Source organism: Massilia horti, from assembly GCF_004614195.1.
In the GTDB taxonomy this organism is placed as follows: domain Bacteria; phylum Pseudomonadota; class Gammaproteobacteria; order Burkholderiales; family Burkholderiaceae_D; genus Telluria; species Telluria horti.
Genome location: NZ_SPUM01000025.1, coordinates 14,869 through 31,680 on the forward strand (window position 1 = coordinate 14,869; position 16,812 = coordinate 31,680).

A 16,812-nucleotide genomic window follows, 5' to 3' on the forward strand; every position below is an offset into this window, starting at 1 on the left:
AAAAAACGGCATCCGCCAGGACGCCGTTTTGGGTCTGCCAGACGCAGACGACTCAGTCTTCGATGATCGGTTGCCCGACCATCGCGTCCACCCGCTCACGCAACTGCTTGCCCGGCTTGAAGTGCGGCACCCGTTTTTCGGGCACCATCACCTTGTCGCCGGACTTCGGGTTGCGGCCGATGCGAGGGGGCCGGCTGTTCAGCGCAAAGCTGCCGAAACCGCGGATCTCGATGCGCTGGCCGCTCGCCAGGGCGTTGGTCATGGCATCGAGGATGGTCTTGACAGCGTATTCCGCATCTTTTGCCACCAGTTGCGAATAACGTTCCGCCAGGCGGCTAATCAGCTCGGACTTCGTCATCTGGGCGCCTTAAGGAGATCAGCCCTTGTTGTCGAACTTGGCCTTCAGCAGTGCGCCCAGGCTGGTGGTGCCCGATGCGGCGCTGCTGTCAGCTGCCAGCTTCTGCATGGCTTCCTGGGTCTCGGCGCTGTCCTTGGCCTTGATCGACAGCTGGATGCTGCGCGATTTGCGGTCGATGTTGATGACCAGCGCTTCAACCTTGTCGCCAACCTTCAGGTGGGTGCCGGCATCTTCCACGCGGTCGCGCGAGATTTCCGAAGCACGCAGGTAGCCTTCGACTTCGTCGGTCAGTGCGATCACGGCGCCTTTCGGCTCAACCGATTTGACCGTGCCGGTCACCAGCGAACCCTTGTCGTTCAGGGCAGCGAAGTTGTTGAACGGGTCGCCTTCGAGCTGCTTGACGCCCAGCGAGACACGCTCGCGCTCGACGTCGATTGCCAGCACGACAGCTTCCAGCTCGTCGCCCTTCTTGAACTTGCGCACGGCCTCTTCGCCCGGCTCGGTCCACGACAGGTCGGACAGGTGCACCAGGCCGTCGATGTTGCCCGGCAGGCCGATGAACACGCCGAAGTCGGTGATCGACTTGATCGAACCCTTGACCTTGTCGCCCTTCTTGTGGGTCACGCCGAATTCGTCCCACGGATTCGCTTTGCACTGCTTCATGCCCAGCGAGATACGGCGACGCTCTTCGTCGATTTCCAGGACCATGACTTCGACTTCGTCGCCCAGCTGGACAACCTTGTTCGGAGCCACGTTCTTGTTGGTCCAGTCCATTTCCGACACGTGCACCAGGCCTTCGATGCCCTGCTCGACTTCGACGAACGCGCCGTAGTCGGTCAGGTTGGTGACCTTGCCGAACAGGCGGGTGCCGGTCGGGTAGCGACGCGACAGGCCAGTCCACGGATCGTCGCCCAGCTGCTTGACGCCCAGCGAGACGCGGTTCTTTTCCTGGTCGTACTTGAGGACCTTGGCGGTGATTTCCTGGCCGACGGACAGCACTTCCGACGGGTGACGCACACGGCGCCATGCCAGGTCGGTGATGTGCAGCAGGCCGTCGATGCCGCCCAGGTCAACGAACGCACCGTAGTCGGTGATGTTCTTGACCACGCCGGTGACGACGGTGCCTTCCTTCAGGGTTTCCATCAGCTTGGCGCGCTCTTCGCCCATCGAGGCTTCGATCACGGCGCGGCGCGACAGCACCACGTTGTTGCGCTTGCGGTCCAGCTTGATGACCTTGAATTCCAGGGTCTTGCCTTCGAACGGGGTGGTGTCCTTGACCGGACGGGTGTCGACCAGCGAACCCGGCAGGAATGCGCGGATGCCGTTGGTCAGGACGGTCAGGCCGCCCTTGACCTTGCCGTTCACGGTGCCGGTGACGATCTCGCCCGACTCCATTGCTTTTTCCAGTGCCAGCCACGATGCCAGGCGCTTCGCCTTGTCGCGCGACAGGATGGTATCGCCGAAACCATTTTCCAGCGATTCGATGGCCACGGAAACGAAGTCGCCAACCTTGACTTCCAGTTCGCCCTGGTCATTCTTGAATTCGTCGATAGGGATGAAAGCTTCCGATTTCAGGCCGGCGTTCACGATCACGAAGTTGTGATCCAGGCGCACGACTTCGGCCGAAATCACTTCGCCCGAACGCATATCTTGGCGCGCCAGCGATTCCTCGAAGAGGGCGGCAAAGCTTTCCGAACCGGTTGCTTGGGTTGTTGCAGCAGTAGACATAGGATATTTAAGGTTAGCCAGCAGCCCGGCAATATGCAGACTGAACTGGGTCAGGGTTTAACACAGCCTGCGAGCCTTCGCAGGCACCAAAAGAACGCTTCGCCGCGGTCCATTTGGATCGCCAGCGCCAGCGCGCCATTCGCGCCAGGACTTCGGCGCCAGAAACTATGCGTGCCTATACCACTCCAGCACCGCCTCCACCGCCTGATCGGCCGTCATGTCGGAAGTATCGAGGATATGCGCGCCTTCCGCCGGCTTGAGCGGCGCGACCGCGCGGTTCATGTCCCGCTCGTCACGCGAATGCAAATCAGCCAGCAGACCTTCCATATTAGCAGGAAAACCTTTGCCAATCAATTGCTTATATCGCCGTTCGGCGCGCGCGGCAACACTTGCTGTTAGGAAAATCTTTAACTTAGCACCGGGAAAGATCACGGTGCCCATATCGCGCCCGTCGGCGACCAGGCCGGGCGCCTCGCGGAACGCCAGCTGCAGGCCGTACAAGGCCTGGCGCACCGCCGGCAGCGCCGCGATCTTCGATGCCGCATTGCCCACCTCTTCCGCGCGCAGGGCGTGGCCGACGTTTTCGGTGCCCAGGAAGATTTCGCCGCCGACGAATTTGGCCGGCAGGCGCTCGGCGATCTTGGCCAGCGCGTGTTCGTCGGAGAGCTCGGTGCCGCGGCGCAGCGCAGCGAGCGCGGTCAGGCGGTACAGCGCGCCCGAGTCGAGCACGTGAAAGCCGAGCCGCTCGGCCACCTTGTGCGCGACCGTGCCCTTGCCCGAGGCGGTGGGGCCGTCAATGGTGATGACGGGGATGTGGGAATTCGGCATATTGCTTCTTTTTTAATGATTGAAACGCATCTCTGGCGGCGGCGTAGGGTGCCCACCTGTGCGCACGCTGTACCTTTGCATTCCGTTGGCGCCTGCATGCACACGTACCGCGTGCGCACAGGTGCGCACCCTACGATGTGCATGGGCGATCGTCAGAATACCCCGTTCCGGGCAATCTTGGCGAATGCCTCGAAATAATCCGGAAAGGTCTTGGCGACGCATTTGGGATCGTTAATGCGCATCGCGTTGCCGCGCCGTGCCTTGCCGTCGAGCGAAGCGAGCGCAAAGCACATCGCCATCCGGTGGTCGTCGTAGGTGTCGATGGTGGCGGGCTGCAACTGCTGCGGCGGCGTGATCCGGATGTAGTCCGCCCCCTCCTCCACCGTCGCGCCGACCTTGCGCAGCTCGGTGGCCATCGCCGCCAGGCGGTCGGTTTCCTTGACCCGCCAGCTGGCGATATTGCGCAGTGTGCTGGTACCGTCCGCGTAGAGCGCCGCCACCGCGATCGTCATCGCCGCGTCCGGAATGTGGTTGAAGTCGGCGTCGATCGCCTTGAGCACGCCGTTCGACTTCGCCTCGATCCAGTTCTCGCCGCGCGTGACGGTGGCGCCCATCTGTTCGAGCGCGTCGGCAAAGCGCACGTCGCCCTGGATGCTGTCGCGGCCCACGCCCTCGACCCGCACCGGCCCGCCGGCGATTGCGCCGGCCGCCAAAAAGTACGAGGCCGACGAGGCATCGCCCTCGACGTGGATGCTGCCCGGACTAAGGTAACGCTGGCCCGGCTGCACCGTGAACGACTGCCAGCCGTCCTGCTCGACCGTCACGCCGAAGCGGCGCATGAGGTTAAGCGTGATCTCGATGTAGGGCTTGGAAATCAGCTCGCCGACCACCTCGATGGTGACCGCGTGGTCCGTGGCCATCAGCGGGGCCGCCATCAGGAGCGCGGTCAGGAACTGGCTCGACACGTTGCCGCGAACGGCCATGCGGTCGGGCTTGACCTCGCCGCGCCGGATGCGCAGCGGCGGAAAGCCTGGCACGCCCGTGTATTCGATCTGCGCGCCGACCGCGTTAAGCGCGTCGACCAGATCGCCGATCGGACGCTCGTGCATGCGCGCCACGCCGTGCAGGGTGTAGTCGCCGCCGATCACCGCCAGCGCGGCCGTGAGCGGGCGGATCGCGGTGCCGGCGTTGCCCATGAAGAGGTCAGCCTGCTGCACCGGCAGTGCCCCGCCGGCGCCGCGCACCACGTGGGTACGCTCGTCCACCTGTTCCCACTCGATGCCCAGCGAGCGCAGCGCGGCCAGCATCACCTGCGTGTCGTCCGAATCGAGCAGGTCATGGATGGTGGTGGCCCCTTCCGACAACGCGGCCAGCAGCAAGGTGCGGTTGGAGATGCTTTTCGAACCCGGCAGGCGCACCGAACCTGACACGTGCATAACGGGCTCAAGGTCGATGTGCTGCGGGTAGTGTTTTTGCTGCGTCATTTATTTTCCCGAATCCGGATCCCGTGCATTCTCGATGGCCGAGATCCATGCATGACGCGCGCGCTGGGCATTGGCATAAACCCGCTCGAGGGCGGCGCCGTCGGATGCGGCCAGCATCGCGCGCATTGAAGTCAATTGTGCCAGATAGGCGTCCAGCTCACCGAGGAGCGCGTCGCGGTTGGCCAGGCTGATGTCGCGCCACATTTCCGGCGACGAGCCGGCGATGCGCGTGAAGTCGCGAAAGCCGCTGGCGGCGTACTGGAACAGCAGGCCGGCGTGCGGCTTGCTGGCGATGTCATCGACCAGCGCATAGGCCAGCAGGTGCGGCAGGTGGCTGACCGCCGCAAACACCTTGTCGTGCTCGTGCGCGGAGAGCTTGTGGATCACCGCGCCACACGCGCGCCAGCTTGCGGCCACGCGCTCGACCATGTCGTCCGGGTTTTCCGGCAGTGGAGTGAGGACGGTCTTCTTGCCGACGTAAAGCTCGGCCAGCGCCGCATCCGGCCCGTTCGATTCGCGCCCGGCGATGGGGTGGCCCGGCACGAACTGCCCGACCCGCTCGCCCAGCGCGGCGCGCGCCGCGGCCACCACGTCCGACTTGGTGCTGCCGGCGTCAGTGATGACGGTTCCCTCTTCCAGGTACGGCGCCAGTCGCGCCAGGATCGGCCCGGTCTGCGCGACCGGCGCGGCCAGCAGGACCAGGTCCGCGCCGCGCATCGCATCCTGCGGCGAGCCGGTGGCGCTGTCGACGATGCCCAGCGCCAGTGCGCGCGCCATGACCTCGGGCGAGCGTCCCATGCCGACGATGTGGCGCACGGCGCCCGCTTTTTTAAGCGCGAGCGCGAACGAGCCGCCGATCAGGCCGACGCCGACGATGACGACCTTGTCCAGCATTTAGCCCAGCGCCTTCTTCAGCGCCGCGATGAACGTCGCATTCTCGCCCGGCAGGCCGATCGAGATGCGCAGCCACTGCGGCAGGCCGTAAGCGCCGACCGGGCGCACGATCACGCCCTGCTGGAGCAGCGCCAGGTTCACGCGCGCTCCGGCGCCATCGTCATTGCCGACCTTGACCAGCACGAAGTTGCCGTACGAAGGCACGTACTCCAGGCCCAACTCGTCGAACGCGGCGGTCAGCTGCAGGTAGCCTTCGGCGTTGTTCTTGGCGCCCTGCTCCAGGAACGCCTTGTCGTTCAGCGCCGCGATCGCGGCCGCCTGCGCCAGCGAGTTGACGTTGAACGGCTGGCGGATGCGGTTCATCAGGTCCGTCACGATCGGCTGGGCAATCGCGAAACCCACGCGCAGGCCGGCCAGGCCGTACGCCTTGGAGAAGGTGCGCGAGACCACCAGGTTCGGATACTTGCGCACCCACTGCGCCGATTCGAACTGGTGTTCGGGCGCCAGGTATTCGTTGTACGCCTCGTCCAGTACCACCACCACGTTGCTTGGCACCTTGGTGAGGAACGCCTCGATGTGCGACGCCGCGATGAAGGTGCCGGTCGGGTTGTTCGGGTTCGCGATGTAGACCAGGCGGGTGTCGCCATCGATGGCTGCGGCCATGGCATCGAGGTCGTGGCCGAACTCGCGCGCCGGCACGACGATCGCGCGGCCGCCCACGCCCTGGGTAGCCAGCGCGTACACCGCGAACGAGTATTGCGAGTACACCACCGCCTCGCCCTTTTGCACGAAGGCGTGCGCGGCGATTTCGAGAATGTCGTTGCTGCCGTTGCCAAGCGTGATCCAGTCGGCCGGCACGTCATAACGTTTCGAGAGCGCGGCCTTGAGTTCGAAGCCGTTCGCGTCCGGATAACGGCCCAGTTCAGCCGCGGCCGCGGCCATCGCCTGCTTGCTCGACTCCGGGACGCCGAACGGATTCTCGTTCGACGCAAGCTTGACGATATTGGCCTCATCGAGCCCGAACTCGCGGGCGACTTCAGAGATGGGTTTGCCGGCCTGGTAAGGGGCGATGGCGCGAACGTATTCCGGTCCGAATTGCGACATTGAGAATCCCGATAGTATGGTTTATAAACTTTGCGGATAGGAGCCGAGCACCTTGAAGAAGGCGGCATTGTCCTTCAGCTCGTCGAGCGCCCTGGCGACCGCCTCGTCCATCACGTGGCCTTGGATGTCCACGTAAAAGTAGTACTCCCAGGTGCCGATGCGCGCCGGGCGCGACTCGAAGCGCGTCATCGACACGCCGTGTTTCGCCAGCGGCGCCAGCAGGTTGTAGACGGCGCCGGCCTTGTTGGGCACCGCCAGCACGATCGAGGTGTGGTCCTTACCCGACGGGTTGGTATGCAGGTGGCCGATCACGGCAAAGCGCGTGCGGTTGTGCGGGTCGTCCTGGATGTGGGCCTGCACCACGCCCAGGCCGTACTGCTCACCCGCCATCTCGCTCGCGATCGCGGCGATGGTCGGGTCCTGGCTGGCCATCACGGCCGCCTCGGCGTTGGAGGCCACCGCGCGCCGTTCCACGTTCGGGTGGTGCAGGTTGAGCCACACCTGGCACTGCGCCAGCGCCTGCGAATGCGCGGCCACCACCTTGACGCCGTCCATGCTGCCAGTCTTGGTCATCAGGCTGTGATGAACCGGGATCGAGACTTCGCCGCTGATGATGGTGGTGGTGCCAAGCATCAGGTCGAGCGTGCGGTTGATCGCGCCTTCCGACGAATTCTCGACCGGGACCACGCCAAAGTCGGCGGTGCCGGCCTCGGTGGCGCGGAACACCTCGTCGATCGACACGCAAGGCAGGGTTTCGATCGCGGTGCCGAACTGCTGGAACACCGCCTGCTCGGAGAAAGTGCCGGACGGGCCGAGGTAGGCCACAGTCACGCGCTTTTCCAGCGCGCGGCAGGCGGACATGATGTCGCGGAAGATGGTCTGGACGTCGCGGTCCTTGAGCGGGCCGGGGTTGCGCTCGGCCACACGGCGCAGGATCTGCGCTTCGCGCTCGGGGCGGAACACCGGTGCGTTGGTCTCGGCCTTCACGTGGCCGACTTCCTGGGCCACGCGGCCACGCTGGCTCAGCAGGTCCAGGATCTGCGCGTCGATCGAATCGATCCGTTCGCGCAAAGGTTTCAGTTTGTCTGTCATTGTCTGCTCAAATTATCGGTTCGCGCGTGCTGATGCCTGCGGCCGCACCTGTAGGGTGGGCGGCTCGTCCGCCCACGCGTTCAACCGCTGCAAGAATGCCGCAACCATCGGCATCCTCCGTCTGGACGCGTGGGCGTTCGTTCGGCTGGCCACTGGCCAGCCTCGCCCCGCCCACCCTACGGGGTACCTACCGCCCGGCGAACTCGTTCAAATAATCGACGAGGGCTTGCACGCCCTCGATCGGCATCGCGTTGTAGATCGATGCCCGCATACCGCCGACGGACTTGTGGCCCTTCAGTTGCAGCAGCCCGCGCGCCTTCGCGCCGGCCAGGAATTTCTCGTTCAGGGTTTGGTCGCGCAAGAAGAACGGTACGTTCATCCGCGACCGGCATTCTTTCGCCACGCGATTCTGGTAGAAGTCGTCAATGTCCAGCGTCTGGTACAGCAGGCGCGATTTCTCGATATTGCGCTGCTCCATGGCCGCCACTCCGCCATTTCGCTTAAGCCATGCGAACACTAGGCCGGCGATGTAGATCGCGTAAGTCGGCGGCGTATTGAACATCGATTCGTGCTCGGCCACCGTATTCCAGTGAAATGCCGAAGGACAGATCGACAGCGCGTGCCCGAGCAGGTCTTCGCGCACGATCACCAGCGTCAGGCCGGCAGGGCCGATGTTCTTTTGGGCGCCGGCGAAGATCATGCCGTATCTGGACACGTCGACCACGCGTGACAGGATGTGCGAGGACATGTCGGCCACCAGCGGGGTATCGCCCTGCACTTCGGGTACGAAGTTGTATTCCACACCATCGATGGTTTCGTTGGTGCAGATGTGCAAATAGGCCGCGTCCTTGCTGAGTTTCCAGGATTCCTGCGGCGGCACCATCGTAAAGCGCTGCGCCTCGCTGGAGGCGGCCACGTTCACATTGGCGTAGCGGTGCGCTTCCTTGATCGATTTGCCCGACCAGGTACCGGTGTGGACGAAATCGATGGTGGCCGACTGTGGTTTGCGGCCGGCCAGGTTCATCGGAATGATGGCATTCTGGCCCAGTCCCCCGCCCTGCATGAACAAGATTTTGTAATTGGCGGGAACCTGCAGCAATTCGCGCAGGTCAGCTTCGGCCTGCTTGTAAATCGAGATGAATTCGGGACCGCGGTGACTCATCTCCATGACCGACATTCCGCTGCCGTGCCAGTCGAGCATTTCGGACGCTGCCTGCTGCAGCACTTCCTTGGGCAGGACGGCAGGGCCGGCGGAAAAGTTGAAGACTTGAGACACTGCGATCCTTTCGTTACGGTTGTTCGTCCACAATGCTCTGGACGATCTGCGCCATCAGTTTTTCGAGGCGGGGCATCATCACTCGGTTGCTGATCCCTATGCTTTCGGCCGACAGTTTTGACGTATTCGCAAGCATCTTCTGCCCGAGTGGCGAGTGGTAAAACGCCGACAGCTGATGAATTTCGTCGACGGTGTAAATGCTGGCGTACACGGGAATGGATTGTTCCAATATCTCATCGATCATCGATTGGTCCGAGAATATCTCGTGCGTTCGCGCTTCCAACGTCGGCAACACCTTTTCGATCTTGGCCAAAGCCTCTTTCTGCCGTTCCGCGGTCAGGCTCGCATCATTGTTGATCATGCTAGTCATCATCTGGCGCACCTGCCCCGGAAACGCCAGTTCAGCCTGCTTGATCGACGCCACCAACACGTCCCGCATCTTCATTGAAGCAAACATCTGCTTCGTGGCCTGGGCCACCGCTGGATCAAAAGCGGGCGCGGCTTGGGCAAAGGAAGCAGCGCCAGTGAACACGACAACGGCAAGGGCGACGAGATATTTTTTCATGCTTTTGTCCCGTGATTGAAGCGAACCGAAGAATCGATGAAACTCGCCGGCGGACGGGCCGCCGGCGGGCCGAACACATTACTTACTCCGGAGGTTGCTCAAGCTCAACCTCTTCCACGTCCGTCTCGACGATGCGCTGCAGGCCCGACAACTTGGTGCCGTCCTCGACCGCGATCAAGGTCACGCCCTGGGTGGCGCGGCCCATCTCGCGGATCTCCGACACCCGGGTGCGGATCAGCACACCACCAGTGGTGATCAGCATGATCTCATCTTTTTCCTCGACCAGTGTTGCGGCCACCACCTTGCCATTGCGCTCGCTGGTCTGGATCGCGATCATGCCCTTGGTGCCGCGGCCGTGGCGGGTGTACTCAGTGATCGGGGTGCGCTTGCCGAAGCCGTTCTCGGTCGCGGTCAGCACCGACTGCGACTCGTTTTCGGCCACCAACAGCGCGATCACCTGCTGCCCGTCTTCCAAATTCATGCCGCGCACACCGCGCGCATTGCGGCCCATCGGGCGCACGTCGTTCTCGTCGAAGCGCACCGCCTTGCCGGCATCGGAGAACAGCATCACATCGTGCGCGCCATCGGTCAGCGCGGCGCCGATCAGGTAGTCGCCCTCGTCCAGGTCGACCGCGATGATGCCGGCCTTGCGCGGGTTGGAGAAGTCGCGCAGCGGCGTCTTCTTCACGGTACCCAAGCTGGTGGCCATGAACACGTAGTGGTCTTCCGGGAAGGTCCGGTTATCACCCGACAACGGCAACACCACCGTGATCTTCTCGTTCTCCTGCAACGGGAACATATTAACGATCGGCTTGCCGCGCGAATTGCGCGAGCCTTGCGGCACTTCCCATACCTTCAGCCAATACAAACGGCCGCGATCCGAGAAGCACAGAATGTAGTCGTGCGTGTTGGCAATGAACAGCTGGTCGATCCAGTCGTCTTCCTTGGTCGCCATCGCCTGCTTGCCGCGGCCGCCACGCTTCTGCGCGCGGTATTCGGACACCGGCTGCGCCTTCATGTAGCCGGTGTGCGACAGGGTCACCACCATGTCCTGCGGCGTGATCAGGTCTTCGGTTTCGAGGTCGCTGGCGTTGTGCTCGATGACCGAGCGGCGCGTGTCCTTGCCGTTCTCGGTGTACTCGGACTTGATGGCAACCATCTCGTCGCTGATGATCTGCGTGACGCGCTCCGGGCGGGCCAGGATGTCGAGCAGGTCGGCGATGTGCTCCATCACTTCCTTGTACTCGTTGACGATCTTGTCCTGCTCCAGGCCGGTCAGGCGCTGCAGGCGCATCTGCAGGATTTCCTGCGCCTGCTCGTCGGACAGCTTGTACAGGCCGTCCGGCTGCATGCCGTAATGCTTGGGCAGGTGTTCCGGACGGAACGCCTCGATGCCGCCGGCCGCGCCGGTTTCGGTGCGGGTGAGCATTGAGCGCACCAGGGACGAATCCCAAGGGCGCGCCATCAATTCGGTTTTCGCGATCGGCGGCGTCGGCGCGGCCTTGATGATCGCGATGAAATCGTCGATGTTGGCCAGCGCCACCGCCAGGCCTTCCAGCATGTGGCCGCGCTCGCGCGCCTTGCGCAGCTCGAACGCGGTGCGGCGGGTGACCACTTCGCGGCGGTGCGACAGGAAGCACTCGAGCATCTGCTTGAGGTTCAAGAGCTTCGGCTGGCCGTTGACCAGCGCCACCATGTTCATGCCGAAGGTGTCCTGCATCTGGGTCTGCTTGAACAGGTTGTTCAGCACGACCTCGGGCACTTCGCCACGCTTCAGTTCAATTACCACGCGCATGCCCGACTTGTCGGACTCGTCGCGGATGTCGGAGATGCCTTCCAGCTTCTTGTCGCGCACGTTCTCGGCGATGCGCTCAAGCAGGGACTTCTTGTTGACCTGGTAGGGCAGCTCGTCGATGATGATCGCGACGCGGCCGCCGTCCTTGCCGTATTCCTCGAAGTGGGTCTTGGCGCGCATCACCACCCGGCCGCGGCCGGTACGGTAACCGTCGCGCACGCCCGAAATGCCGTAGATGATGCCGGCGGTCGGGAAGTCCGGCGCCGGAATCAGCTCGATCAGCTCGTCGATCGAGCAGTCCGGATGCTGCAGCAGGTGCTGCGCGCCGTTGATCACTTCCGACAGGTTGTGCGGCGGGATGTTGGTCGCCATGCCGACCGCGATGCCGGAAGAGCCATTGACCAGCAGATTGGGAATGCGGGTCGGCAGGACTGTCGGTTCCTTTTCCTTGCCGTCGTAGTTCGGCTGGAAGTCGACCGTGTCCTTGTCGATGTCCGCCAGCAATTCGTTCGAGATCCGGTCCAGGCGACACTCGGTGTAACGCATGGCCGCCGCGCTGTCGCCATCGATCGAGCCGAAGTTGCCCTGACCGTCGACCAGCGTGTAGCGCAGCGAGAAGTCCTGCGCCATACGCACCAGCGTGTCGTAAATCGAGGCGTCGCCGTGCGGGTGGTACTTGCCCATGGTGTCGCCGACGACGCGCGCACACTTCAGGTAAGGACGGTTCCACACGTTGTTCATCTCGTGCATCGCGTACAGCACGCGCCGATGCACCGGCTTCAAGCCGTCGCGCACATCCGGCAGAGCGCGGCCCACGATCACGCTCATGGCGTAATCGAGGTAGCTCTTGCGCATTTCTTCTTCTAGGGAAATGGGGACAGTTTCTTTTGCGAATTGATCCATTGGCGGGTCGACTGCTTTCAGGCTGTGGTTATGAGTTACAAGCGGACGATTTTACCATGCGCGCTATAGCAGCAGCGCAATTTGCAGGCAAGGGGCGCACTTCACCCCGGACCAGGACGCTGTCGCGTATTTACAACCGACAGCTTGTCAAGCAGCCTGAACGCCCGTTTTTATGATGTTGCGAAGAAACAACATAGGGGCAAATAAGGATTGGGTTTGATTTAGCGTGGGTCGTGCGACTGTAGAGCATATGGCAAAATGGGCAGGACGTTAATTGCTTGTTTCACAATGCGAAACGGACAGGGCAGTTCGGATGGCAGCATCCTGCTGTGTTCAGGCCATTTTTTGGCGGTTTTGCAACGGATATCACCCGAAAGGAAGGAAGAATATGAATAAATTAGCAACCCTCATGCTCGCAGCTTCGGCCGCGATGGCGGGCAGCGCATATGCGCAGAGCGCACCGCCGTACGCGCCGCTGACCACCGACATCCAGGCACCGAAGCCGTACAGCGCTTACGTGCAGGATGCCCGCGGCGTGATCGCGCGCGATCCTTTCGGCCTGTGCTGGCGTACCGGCTACTGGACCCCGGCCGACGCGGCTCCAGGCTGCGACGCGCCGCTGTGCGTGCCGCCGGAGAAGCTGGTGAACGGCAAGTGCGTGGCACCGCCGCCGCCGCCGCCGCCGGCTGTGCAGCCGCCGCCGCCTCCTCCGCCAGCACCGGTCCCGACCTCGGAAAAAGTCAGCTACTCGGCCGACACGTTCTTCGACTTTGACAAGGCAGTCCTCAAGCCGGACGGCAAGGCCGCGCTGGATGACCTGGTCTCCAAGCTGAAGGACATGAACCTGGAAGTGATCATCGCCGTGGGCCACACCGACTCGATCGGTACGGAAGCCTACAACCAGAAGCTGTCGGTGCGTCGCGCCGAAGCGGTGAAGACCTACCTGGAAAGCAAGGGCGTGGAAGCGCACCGCATCTACACCGAAGGCAAAGGCAAGACCCAGCCGATCGCGGACAACAAGACCGCAGCTGGCCGCGCCAAGAACCGTCGCGTGGAAATCGAAGTGGTGGGCACCCGCTCCGTCAGCGGCGGCGCCGCAGGCACCCCGAGCCAGAAGTAAGCGCTTTCACGCGCACCCTGACCCCGCTGCGGCGGGGTTTTTTTATGCCTGCCGTCCGCCCTGCCCAACCATTTACCGCTATTATTCGCACCTATGACTACCAACGCCGACCCTCTTGAGATCCAGAAATTCAGTGAACTGGCCCACCGCTGGTGGGACCCGACATCCGAATTTCGTCCGTTACACGAGATCAACCCCCTACGCCTTGAATGGATCAACGCGCTCGCCCCGCTGGCGGGCAAGAACGTGATCGACATCGGCTGCGGCGGCGGCGTGCTGTCCGAAGCAATGGCGCGCAAGGGCGCCAAGGTGACCGGCATCGACCTGTCGGAAAAAGCGCTGAAGGTGGCCGACCTGCACAGCCTGGAGTCAAGCGTCGAGGTGCGCTACAAGCGCATCGCCGCCGAGGACATGGCGGCCGAGGAACCGGGCCAGTTCGACGTGGTGACCTGCATGGAAATGCTCGAGCATGTACCCGATCCGGCGGCGATCGTGAAGGCGGCCGCGACCCTGGTCAAGCCAGGCGGGCGCCTGTTCTTCTCCACGCTCAACCGCAACTTCAAGTCCTACCTGTTTGCCGTGATCGGCGCCGAATACGTGCTGCGCATGCTGCCACGCGGCACCCATGACTACGCCAAGTTCATCACGCCAGCCGAACTGTCGCAATTCGTGCGCGAGGCCGCTCTGGTGGTCGACAGCCTCAAGGGTCTGACCTACAACCCGCTGACCAAAATCTATTCGCTGAACAACGACACCGATGTGAACTACATGGTGGCGTGCACCAAACCGCTCTGATGACCACCTCCCCCGCCCTGCTGCCGGCACCGCGTGCCATTTTGTTCGACCTCGACGGCACGTTGGCCGACACCGCGCCCGACCTGGCGGCGGCCGTGAACTGGCTGCGCACCGAACGCGGCCTTGAACCGGCGCCGTACGCGATACTGCGCCCCACCGCCTCGGCCGGCGCCCGCGGCATGATCGGCGCCGCATTCGGGCTGGCGCCCGGCGACGCCGGCTTTGAAGAGCTGCGCCAGGCGTGGTTCGACCGCTACCAGTCGGCAATTGCGGTGCACAGTACCCTGTTCGGCGGCGTGATCGAGCTGCTGGACGGCATCCGCGCGGCCGGCATGGAATGGGGAATCGTCACCAACAAGGCATCGCGCTTTACCGACCCGCTGATTCCGCAGATCGGGCTGGCGCACGCCGGCTGCATCGTTTCCGGCGACACCACCGCCCACTCCAAGCCCCACCCCGCCCCGCTGCTGGAAGGCGCGCGCCGGCTGGGCGTGGCACCCGGAGACTGCTGGTACGTGGGCGACGACCTGCGCGACGTACAAGCGGGCCAGGCGGCCGGCATGATCACGGTGGCGTGCGCATGGGGCTATTGCGGCTCGATTGAACCGTCGACCTGGGGCGCCGACTACCTGCTCGATACGCCCGCCGACCTGCTTGAAACCCTGCGCTCGCTCATCGCGGCCGCAACGCAACACGAATCGACCGTACAAGTCTGATACCCGGCTTGGGACCACGCTCGCGTGGCCGGCCGGCGATCCGCGCTTACACATCTTTACGATTGATACAGCTCAGCGTCTATCTCTCGAACATCCCTGCCATTAATCTACTCCTGCACCACAACCCAACCCCCGGAGCAGAAAAATGGAAATCGCGCGTAGCCCCAACCGTATTCACCCGCTCATGGCAGCCGCTGCCGTCTCGGTCATCATAGTCAGCTTGGCCGGGGCTGCCGCGATTACCGGCATCCTGCCCACCTCGCACGCGACCACCGAAGCCCAGCAACCGCCGGCGGCCCAGGCTTACGGCTACGCCCCCGTCGCCGCACAGCCTGGCATGGCCAACCAGCCGCAACTGGCAGCACCGATGGCTGTTCCGGCAGGCCAGATGACAGCAGCCTACGCTCAACCGGTCCCGGCCGCCGCGCCACAGCCGCAAATCATCAAGGAAGTGGTGATCAAAGAAGTCCAAAAGCCGGCGCCGAAAAAGGTAACCCACCACACCGCCCAGGTCGCGCATTACGACGCACCGCGTGACTACCAGCCGGCCCCGCAAGTTGCCCAGCAACCGGTCCCGCAGCCGGCGCCGAGCCAGCCGAACTACATCGGCATCGGCACGGGCGCCGTGATCGGCGGCCTGATCGGCAACCAGGTTGGCGGCGGCAACGGCAAAAAGCTCGCGACGGTGGCCGGCATCATTGGCGGCGGCATGCTCGGCAACGAAATCGCCAACCGCAACCGCTAAGTAGCCACTACCCCCCCAAAGCCGCAGCGCTGTCAGCCTGCGGCTTTTTTGCGAAAGACGCAGACGGTGATATCGCTCGGGAACGCATTCAAAACCGGGATCATGCACAGGATCGCCAGATACTGCGTATAAAGCGACAACATCGAAATGTTACCGGCACAGCGCAGCCGCTCCAGCAAGCCCTTGGCGCGCAAGGCCGGCAGTTCGGCGCCGTGGACCAGCTCGAAACCGTGTTTGCCGACCAGAGCCGCCAGGTTCGCGCTATTGAAATAGTGAACGTGCGGCGAAGGCAGATCCTTTTGCCAAAGCCGATCGAATGGCGCGGACCAGCCAAGCCGGGCGATAGTCTTTGACATCCGGTAGAACAAGCCCCTGCTGTTGGGCAGATTGAGAATCAGGATGCCGCCGGGGTTCAGGCGCTGGTGACAGGCGCCGAGCGCGCTGCGGATATCCGGGATATGCTCGATGACGTCATTGAAGACGATTACGTCGAACCGTTCCCCCTCCCCCAGCACATCGGGAAAATACCCGGCGCGCACCGGCAAGCCACGCGCCGACGCGCGAGCGCCGACAACAGCGTCCGGCTCGACGCCCAGCACATCAAAACTATCGCGAGCGGTCTCAAGAAACCAGCCGTGGGCACTACCGACATCGAGCAGCTTGTGCGCGCCGGGTGCGGCATACCGCCGCGCAAACCCGACGATCGCGCGGAAATTCTCCAGACGCAGCCCCTTCAAGCCGAGTTCGCGCTCGGCCTCGTCGACCGGGTCCGCCACCGGCTGCTCGTTGATCGCGACGCGGAACGATGCGGATTCATAGGCGCAGCCAGGACAGGCTGCGTGCCAGGCGGCCAGGCCGCGCGCCTGGATGTTGCCACAGACAATGCATGCCATACCAGTGCTCTCACTCATCGCGCCCTCCGGTCGTCCAAGTGTGATAGTTGGTCAGCATTGGGCCGTACCGAGTTCGCAACAAAAGAGCCCAGCGGCTTGACCATCCTCAGACGTCATGCACGCCCCTGAGGTTTGGGGTACAATGAAGATTCTTTCGCTGGGGGGCGACCTGGTTTCGACGTGGGTTGCAAAGCAGCGCAGGGCATACCGAGGGCTGGTTACCTCGTAAATACACCCAGAAATCAATAACTGCAAACGATAACTCGTACGCACTCGCAGCTTAATCGCTGCTAGCCCTTCACCGTCTCGTCCCTGGGGCGGGCTGGCAACAGCATGAAGGGTCATTTACAGGGAATCGGGCTGAGCCGGGTCACTTGGTTCAACCTTAAACTCAAGGTGACTCGCCTGTCCAAAGCGTGCACGTCCGCGTTGTCCGGGTTAAATCAATTGACAGTGCTAAGTATGTAGAACTGCCTGTAGAGTGCTTGCGGACGCGGGTTCAATTCCCGCCGCCTC

15 protein-coding genes and 1 other RNA gene are annotated in these 16,812 nt (G+C 63.2%); 5 read left to right on the plus strand and 11 right to left on the minus strand.

Going from position 1 to position 16,812, the window contains the following annotated elements; genetic code table 11:
- Positions 1 to 52: 52 nt before the first annotated feature.
- The 10 genes from E4O92_RS03885 to gyrA form a co-directional block, all read right to left on the minus strand.
- Positions 53 to 358, minus strand: a complete 306-nt coding sequence (locus tag E4O92_RS03885) for an integration host factor subunit beta (RefSeq protein ID WP_135188443.1) — start codon at positions 356 to 358, stop codon at positions 53 to 55.
- Between the two features lie 18 nt (positions 359 to 376).
- A complete protein-coding gene (rpsA, locus tag E4O92_RS03890; RefSeq protein WP_135188444.1) occupies positions 377 to 2,086 on the minus strand; it encodes a 30S ribosomal protein S1 in 1,710 nt (569 codons plus the stop codon).
- 165 nt (positions 2,087 to 2,251) lie between these two features.
- Positions 2,252 to 2,914, minus strand: a complete 663-nt coding sequence (gene cmk / locus E4O92_RS03895) for a (d)CMP kinase (RefSeq protein ID WP_135188445.1) — start codon at positions 2,912 to 2,914, stop codon at positions 2,252 to 2,254.
- Positions 2,915 to 3,066: 152 nt separating this feature from the next.
- Positions 3,067 to 4,398 (minus strand): 3-phosphoshikimate 1-carboxyvinyltransferase, encoded by a 1,332-nt coding sequence (gene aroA, locus E4O92_RS03900; RefSeq protein ID WP_135188446.1) that lies wholly within the window; start codon positions 4,396 to 4,398, stop codon positions 3,067 to 3,069.
- The gene (locus E4O92_RS03905; RefSeq protein WP_206076807.1) at positions 4,399 to 5,292 is read right to left on the minus strand and encodes a prephenate dehydrogenase; all 894 of its coding nucleotides are present in this window, start codon (positions 5,290 to 5,292) and stop codon (positions 4,399 to 4,401) included.
- Positions 5,293 to 6,396, minus strand: a complete 1,104-nt coding sequence (gene hisC, locus E4O92_RS03910; protein WP_135188447.1) for a histidinol-phosphate transaminase — start codon at positions 6,394 to 6,396, stop codon at positions 5,293 to 5,295.
- A gap of 21 nt (positions 6,397 to 6,417) precedes the next feature.
- Positions 6,418 to 7,488 carry a prephenate dehydratase gene (gene pheA, locus E4O92_RS03915; RefSeq protein WP_135188448.1) on the minus strand — a complete coding sequence of 357 codons (1,071 nt, stop codon included), beginning with the start codon at positions 7,486 to 7,488 and terminating at the stop codon, positions 6,418 to 6,420.
- A 187-nt stretch (positions 7,489 to 7,675) separates the two neighbouring features.
- Positions 7,676 to 8,764, minus strand: a complete 1,089-nt coding sequence (gene serC / locus E4O92_RS03920; RefSeq protein ID WP_135188449.1) for a 3-phosphoserine/phosphohydroxythreonine transaminase — start codon at positions 8,762 to 8,764, stop codon at positions 7,676 to 7,678.
- 13 nt (positions 8,765 to 8,777) lie between these two features.
- Positions 8,778 to 9,329 (minus strand): DUF2059 domain-containing protein, encoded by a 552-nt coding sequence (locus E4O92_RS03925; RefSeq protein WP_135188450.1) that lies wholly within the window; start codon positions 9,327 to 9,329, stop codon positions 8,778 to 8,780.
- Positions 9,330 to 9,411: 82 nt separating this feature from the next.
- The gene (gene gyrA, locus E4O92_RS03930) at positions 9,412 to 12,027 is read right to left on the minus strand and encodes a DNA gyrase subunit A (protein WP_135188451.1); all 2,616 of its coding nucleotides are present in this window, start codon (positions 12,025 to 12,027) and stop codon (positions 9,412 to 9,414) included.
- Between the two features lie 388 nt (positions 12,028 to 12,415).
- On the opposite strand from gyrA, the gene ompA reads away from it, so the two are divergent.
- The 4 genes from ompA (at position 12,416) to E4O92_RS03950 (ending at position 15,403) form a co-directional block, all read left to right on the plus strand.
- Positions 12,416 to 13,147, plus strand: a complete 732-nt coding sequence (gene ompA, locus E4O92_RS03935; RefSeq protein ID WP_135188452.1) for an outer membrane protein OmpA — start codon at positions 12,416 to 12,418, stop codon at positions 13,145 to 13,147.
- 93 nt (positions 13,148 to 13,240) lie between these two features.
- A complete protein-coding gene (ubiG, locus tag E4O92_RS03940; RefSeq protein ID WP_135188453.1) occupies positions 13,241 to 13,942 on the plus strand; it encodes a bifunctional 2-polyprenyl-6-hydroxyphenol methylase/3-demethylubiquinol 3-O-methyltransferase UbiG in 702 nt (233 codons plus the stop codon).
- Complete coding sequence (locus E4O92_RS03945; RefSeq protein ID WP_135188454.1) at positions 13,942 to 14,658, plus strand: HAD family hydrolase; 717 nt, start codon at positions 13,942 to 13,944, stop codon at positions 14,656 to 14,658. The genes ubiG and E4O92_RS03945 overlap by 1 nt, the downstream gene beginning before the upstream one ends.
- A gap of 145 nt (positions 14,659 to 14,803) precedes the next feature.
- On the plus strand, positions 14,804 to 15,403 hold the full coding sequence (locus tag E4O92_RS03950) for a hypothetical protein (RefSeq protein ID WP_135188455.1): 600 nt from the start codon (positions 14,804 to 14,806) through the stop codon (positions 15,401 to 15,403).
- Between the two features lie 32 nt (positions 15,404 to 15,435).
- Here the strand turns inward: E4O92_RS03950 and E4O92_RS03955 are convergent, their stop codons facing one another.
- Positions 15,436 to 16,314, minus strand: coding sequence for a class I SAM-dependent methyltransferase (locus E4O92_RS03955; RefSeq protein WP_229483010.1), 879 nt, complete (start codon positions 16,312 to 16,314; stop codon positions 15,436 to 15,438).
- 142 nt (positions 16,315 to 16,456) lie between these two features.
- On the opposite strand from E4O92_RS03955, the gene ssrA reads away from it, so the two are divergent.
- Positions 16,457 to 16,812, plus strand: a transfer-messenger RNA (tmRNA) gene (gene ssrA / locus E4O92_RS03960); the annotation flags it as partial.

What these genes read in the sequence shown, in the direction of transcription:
- E4O92_RS03885 (WP_135188443.1), bottom strand. Translation starts at nt 358, where the DNA reads ATGACGAAGTCCGAGCTGATTAGCCGCCTGGCGGAACGTTATTCGCAA.
- rpsA (WP_135188444.1), bottom strand. Translation starts at nt 2,086, where the DNA reads ATGTCTACTGCTGCAACAACCCAAGCAACCGGTTCGGAAAGCTTTGCC.
- cmk (WP_135188445.1), bottom strand. Translation starts at nt 2,914, where the DNA reads ATGCCGAATTCCCACATCCCCGTCATCACCATTGACGGCCCCACCGCC.
- aroA (WP_135188446.1), bottom strand. Translation starts at nt 4,398, where the DNA reads ATGACGCAGCAAAAACACTACCCGCAGCACATCGACCTTGAGCCCGTT.
- E4O92_RS03905 (WP_206076807.1), bottom strand. Translation starts at nt 5,292, where the DNA reads ATGCTGGACAAGGTCGTCATCGTCGGCGTCGGCCTGATCGGCGGCTCG.
- hisC (WP_135188447.1), bottom strand. Translation starts at nt 6,396, where the DNA reads ATGTCGCAATTCGGACCGGAATACGTTCGCGCCATCGCCCCTTACCAG.
- pheA (WP_135188448.1), bottom strand. Translation starts at nt 7,488, where the DNA reads ATGACAGACAAACTGAAACCTTTGCGCGAACGGATCGATTCGATCGAC.
- E4O92_RS03925 (WP_135188450.1), bottom strand. Translation starts at nt 9,329, where the DNA reads ATGAAAAAATATCTCGTCGCCCTTGCCGTTGTCGTGTTCACTGGCGCT.
- gyrA (WP_135188451.1), bottom strand. Translation starts at nt 12,027, where the DNA reads ATGGATCAATTCGCAAAAGAAACTGTCCCCATTTCCCTAGAAGAAGAA.
- ompA (WP_135188452.1), top strand. Translation starts at nt 12,416, where the DNA reads ATGAATAAATTAGCAACCCTCATGCTCGCAGCTTCGGCCGCGATGGCG.
- ubiG (WP_135188453.1), top strand. Translation starts at nt 13,241, where the DNA reads ATGACTACCAACGCCGACCCTCTTGAGATCCAGAAATTCAGTGAACTG.
- E4O92_RS03945 (WP_135188454.1), top strand. Translation starts at nt 13,942, where the DNA reads ATGACCACCTCCCCCGCCCTGCTGCCGGCACCGCGTGCCATTTTGTTC.
- E4O92_RS03950 (WP_135188455.1), top strand. Translation starts at nt 14,804, where the DNA reads ATGGAAATCGCGCGTAGCCCCAACCGTATTCACCCGCTCATGGCAGCC.
- E4O92_RS03955 (WP_229483010.1), bottom strand. Translation starts at nt 16,314, where the DNA reads ATGAGTGAGAGCACTGGTATGGCATGCATTGTCTGTGGCAACATCCAG.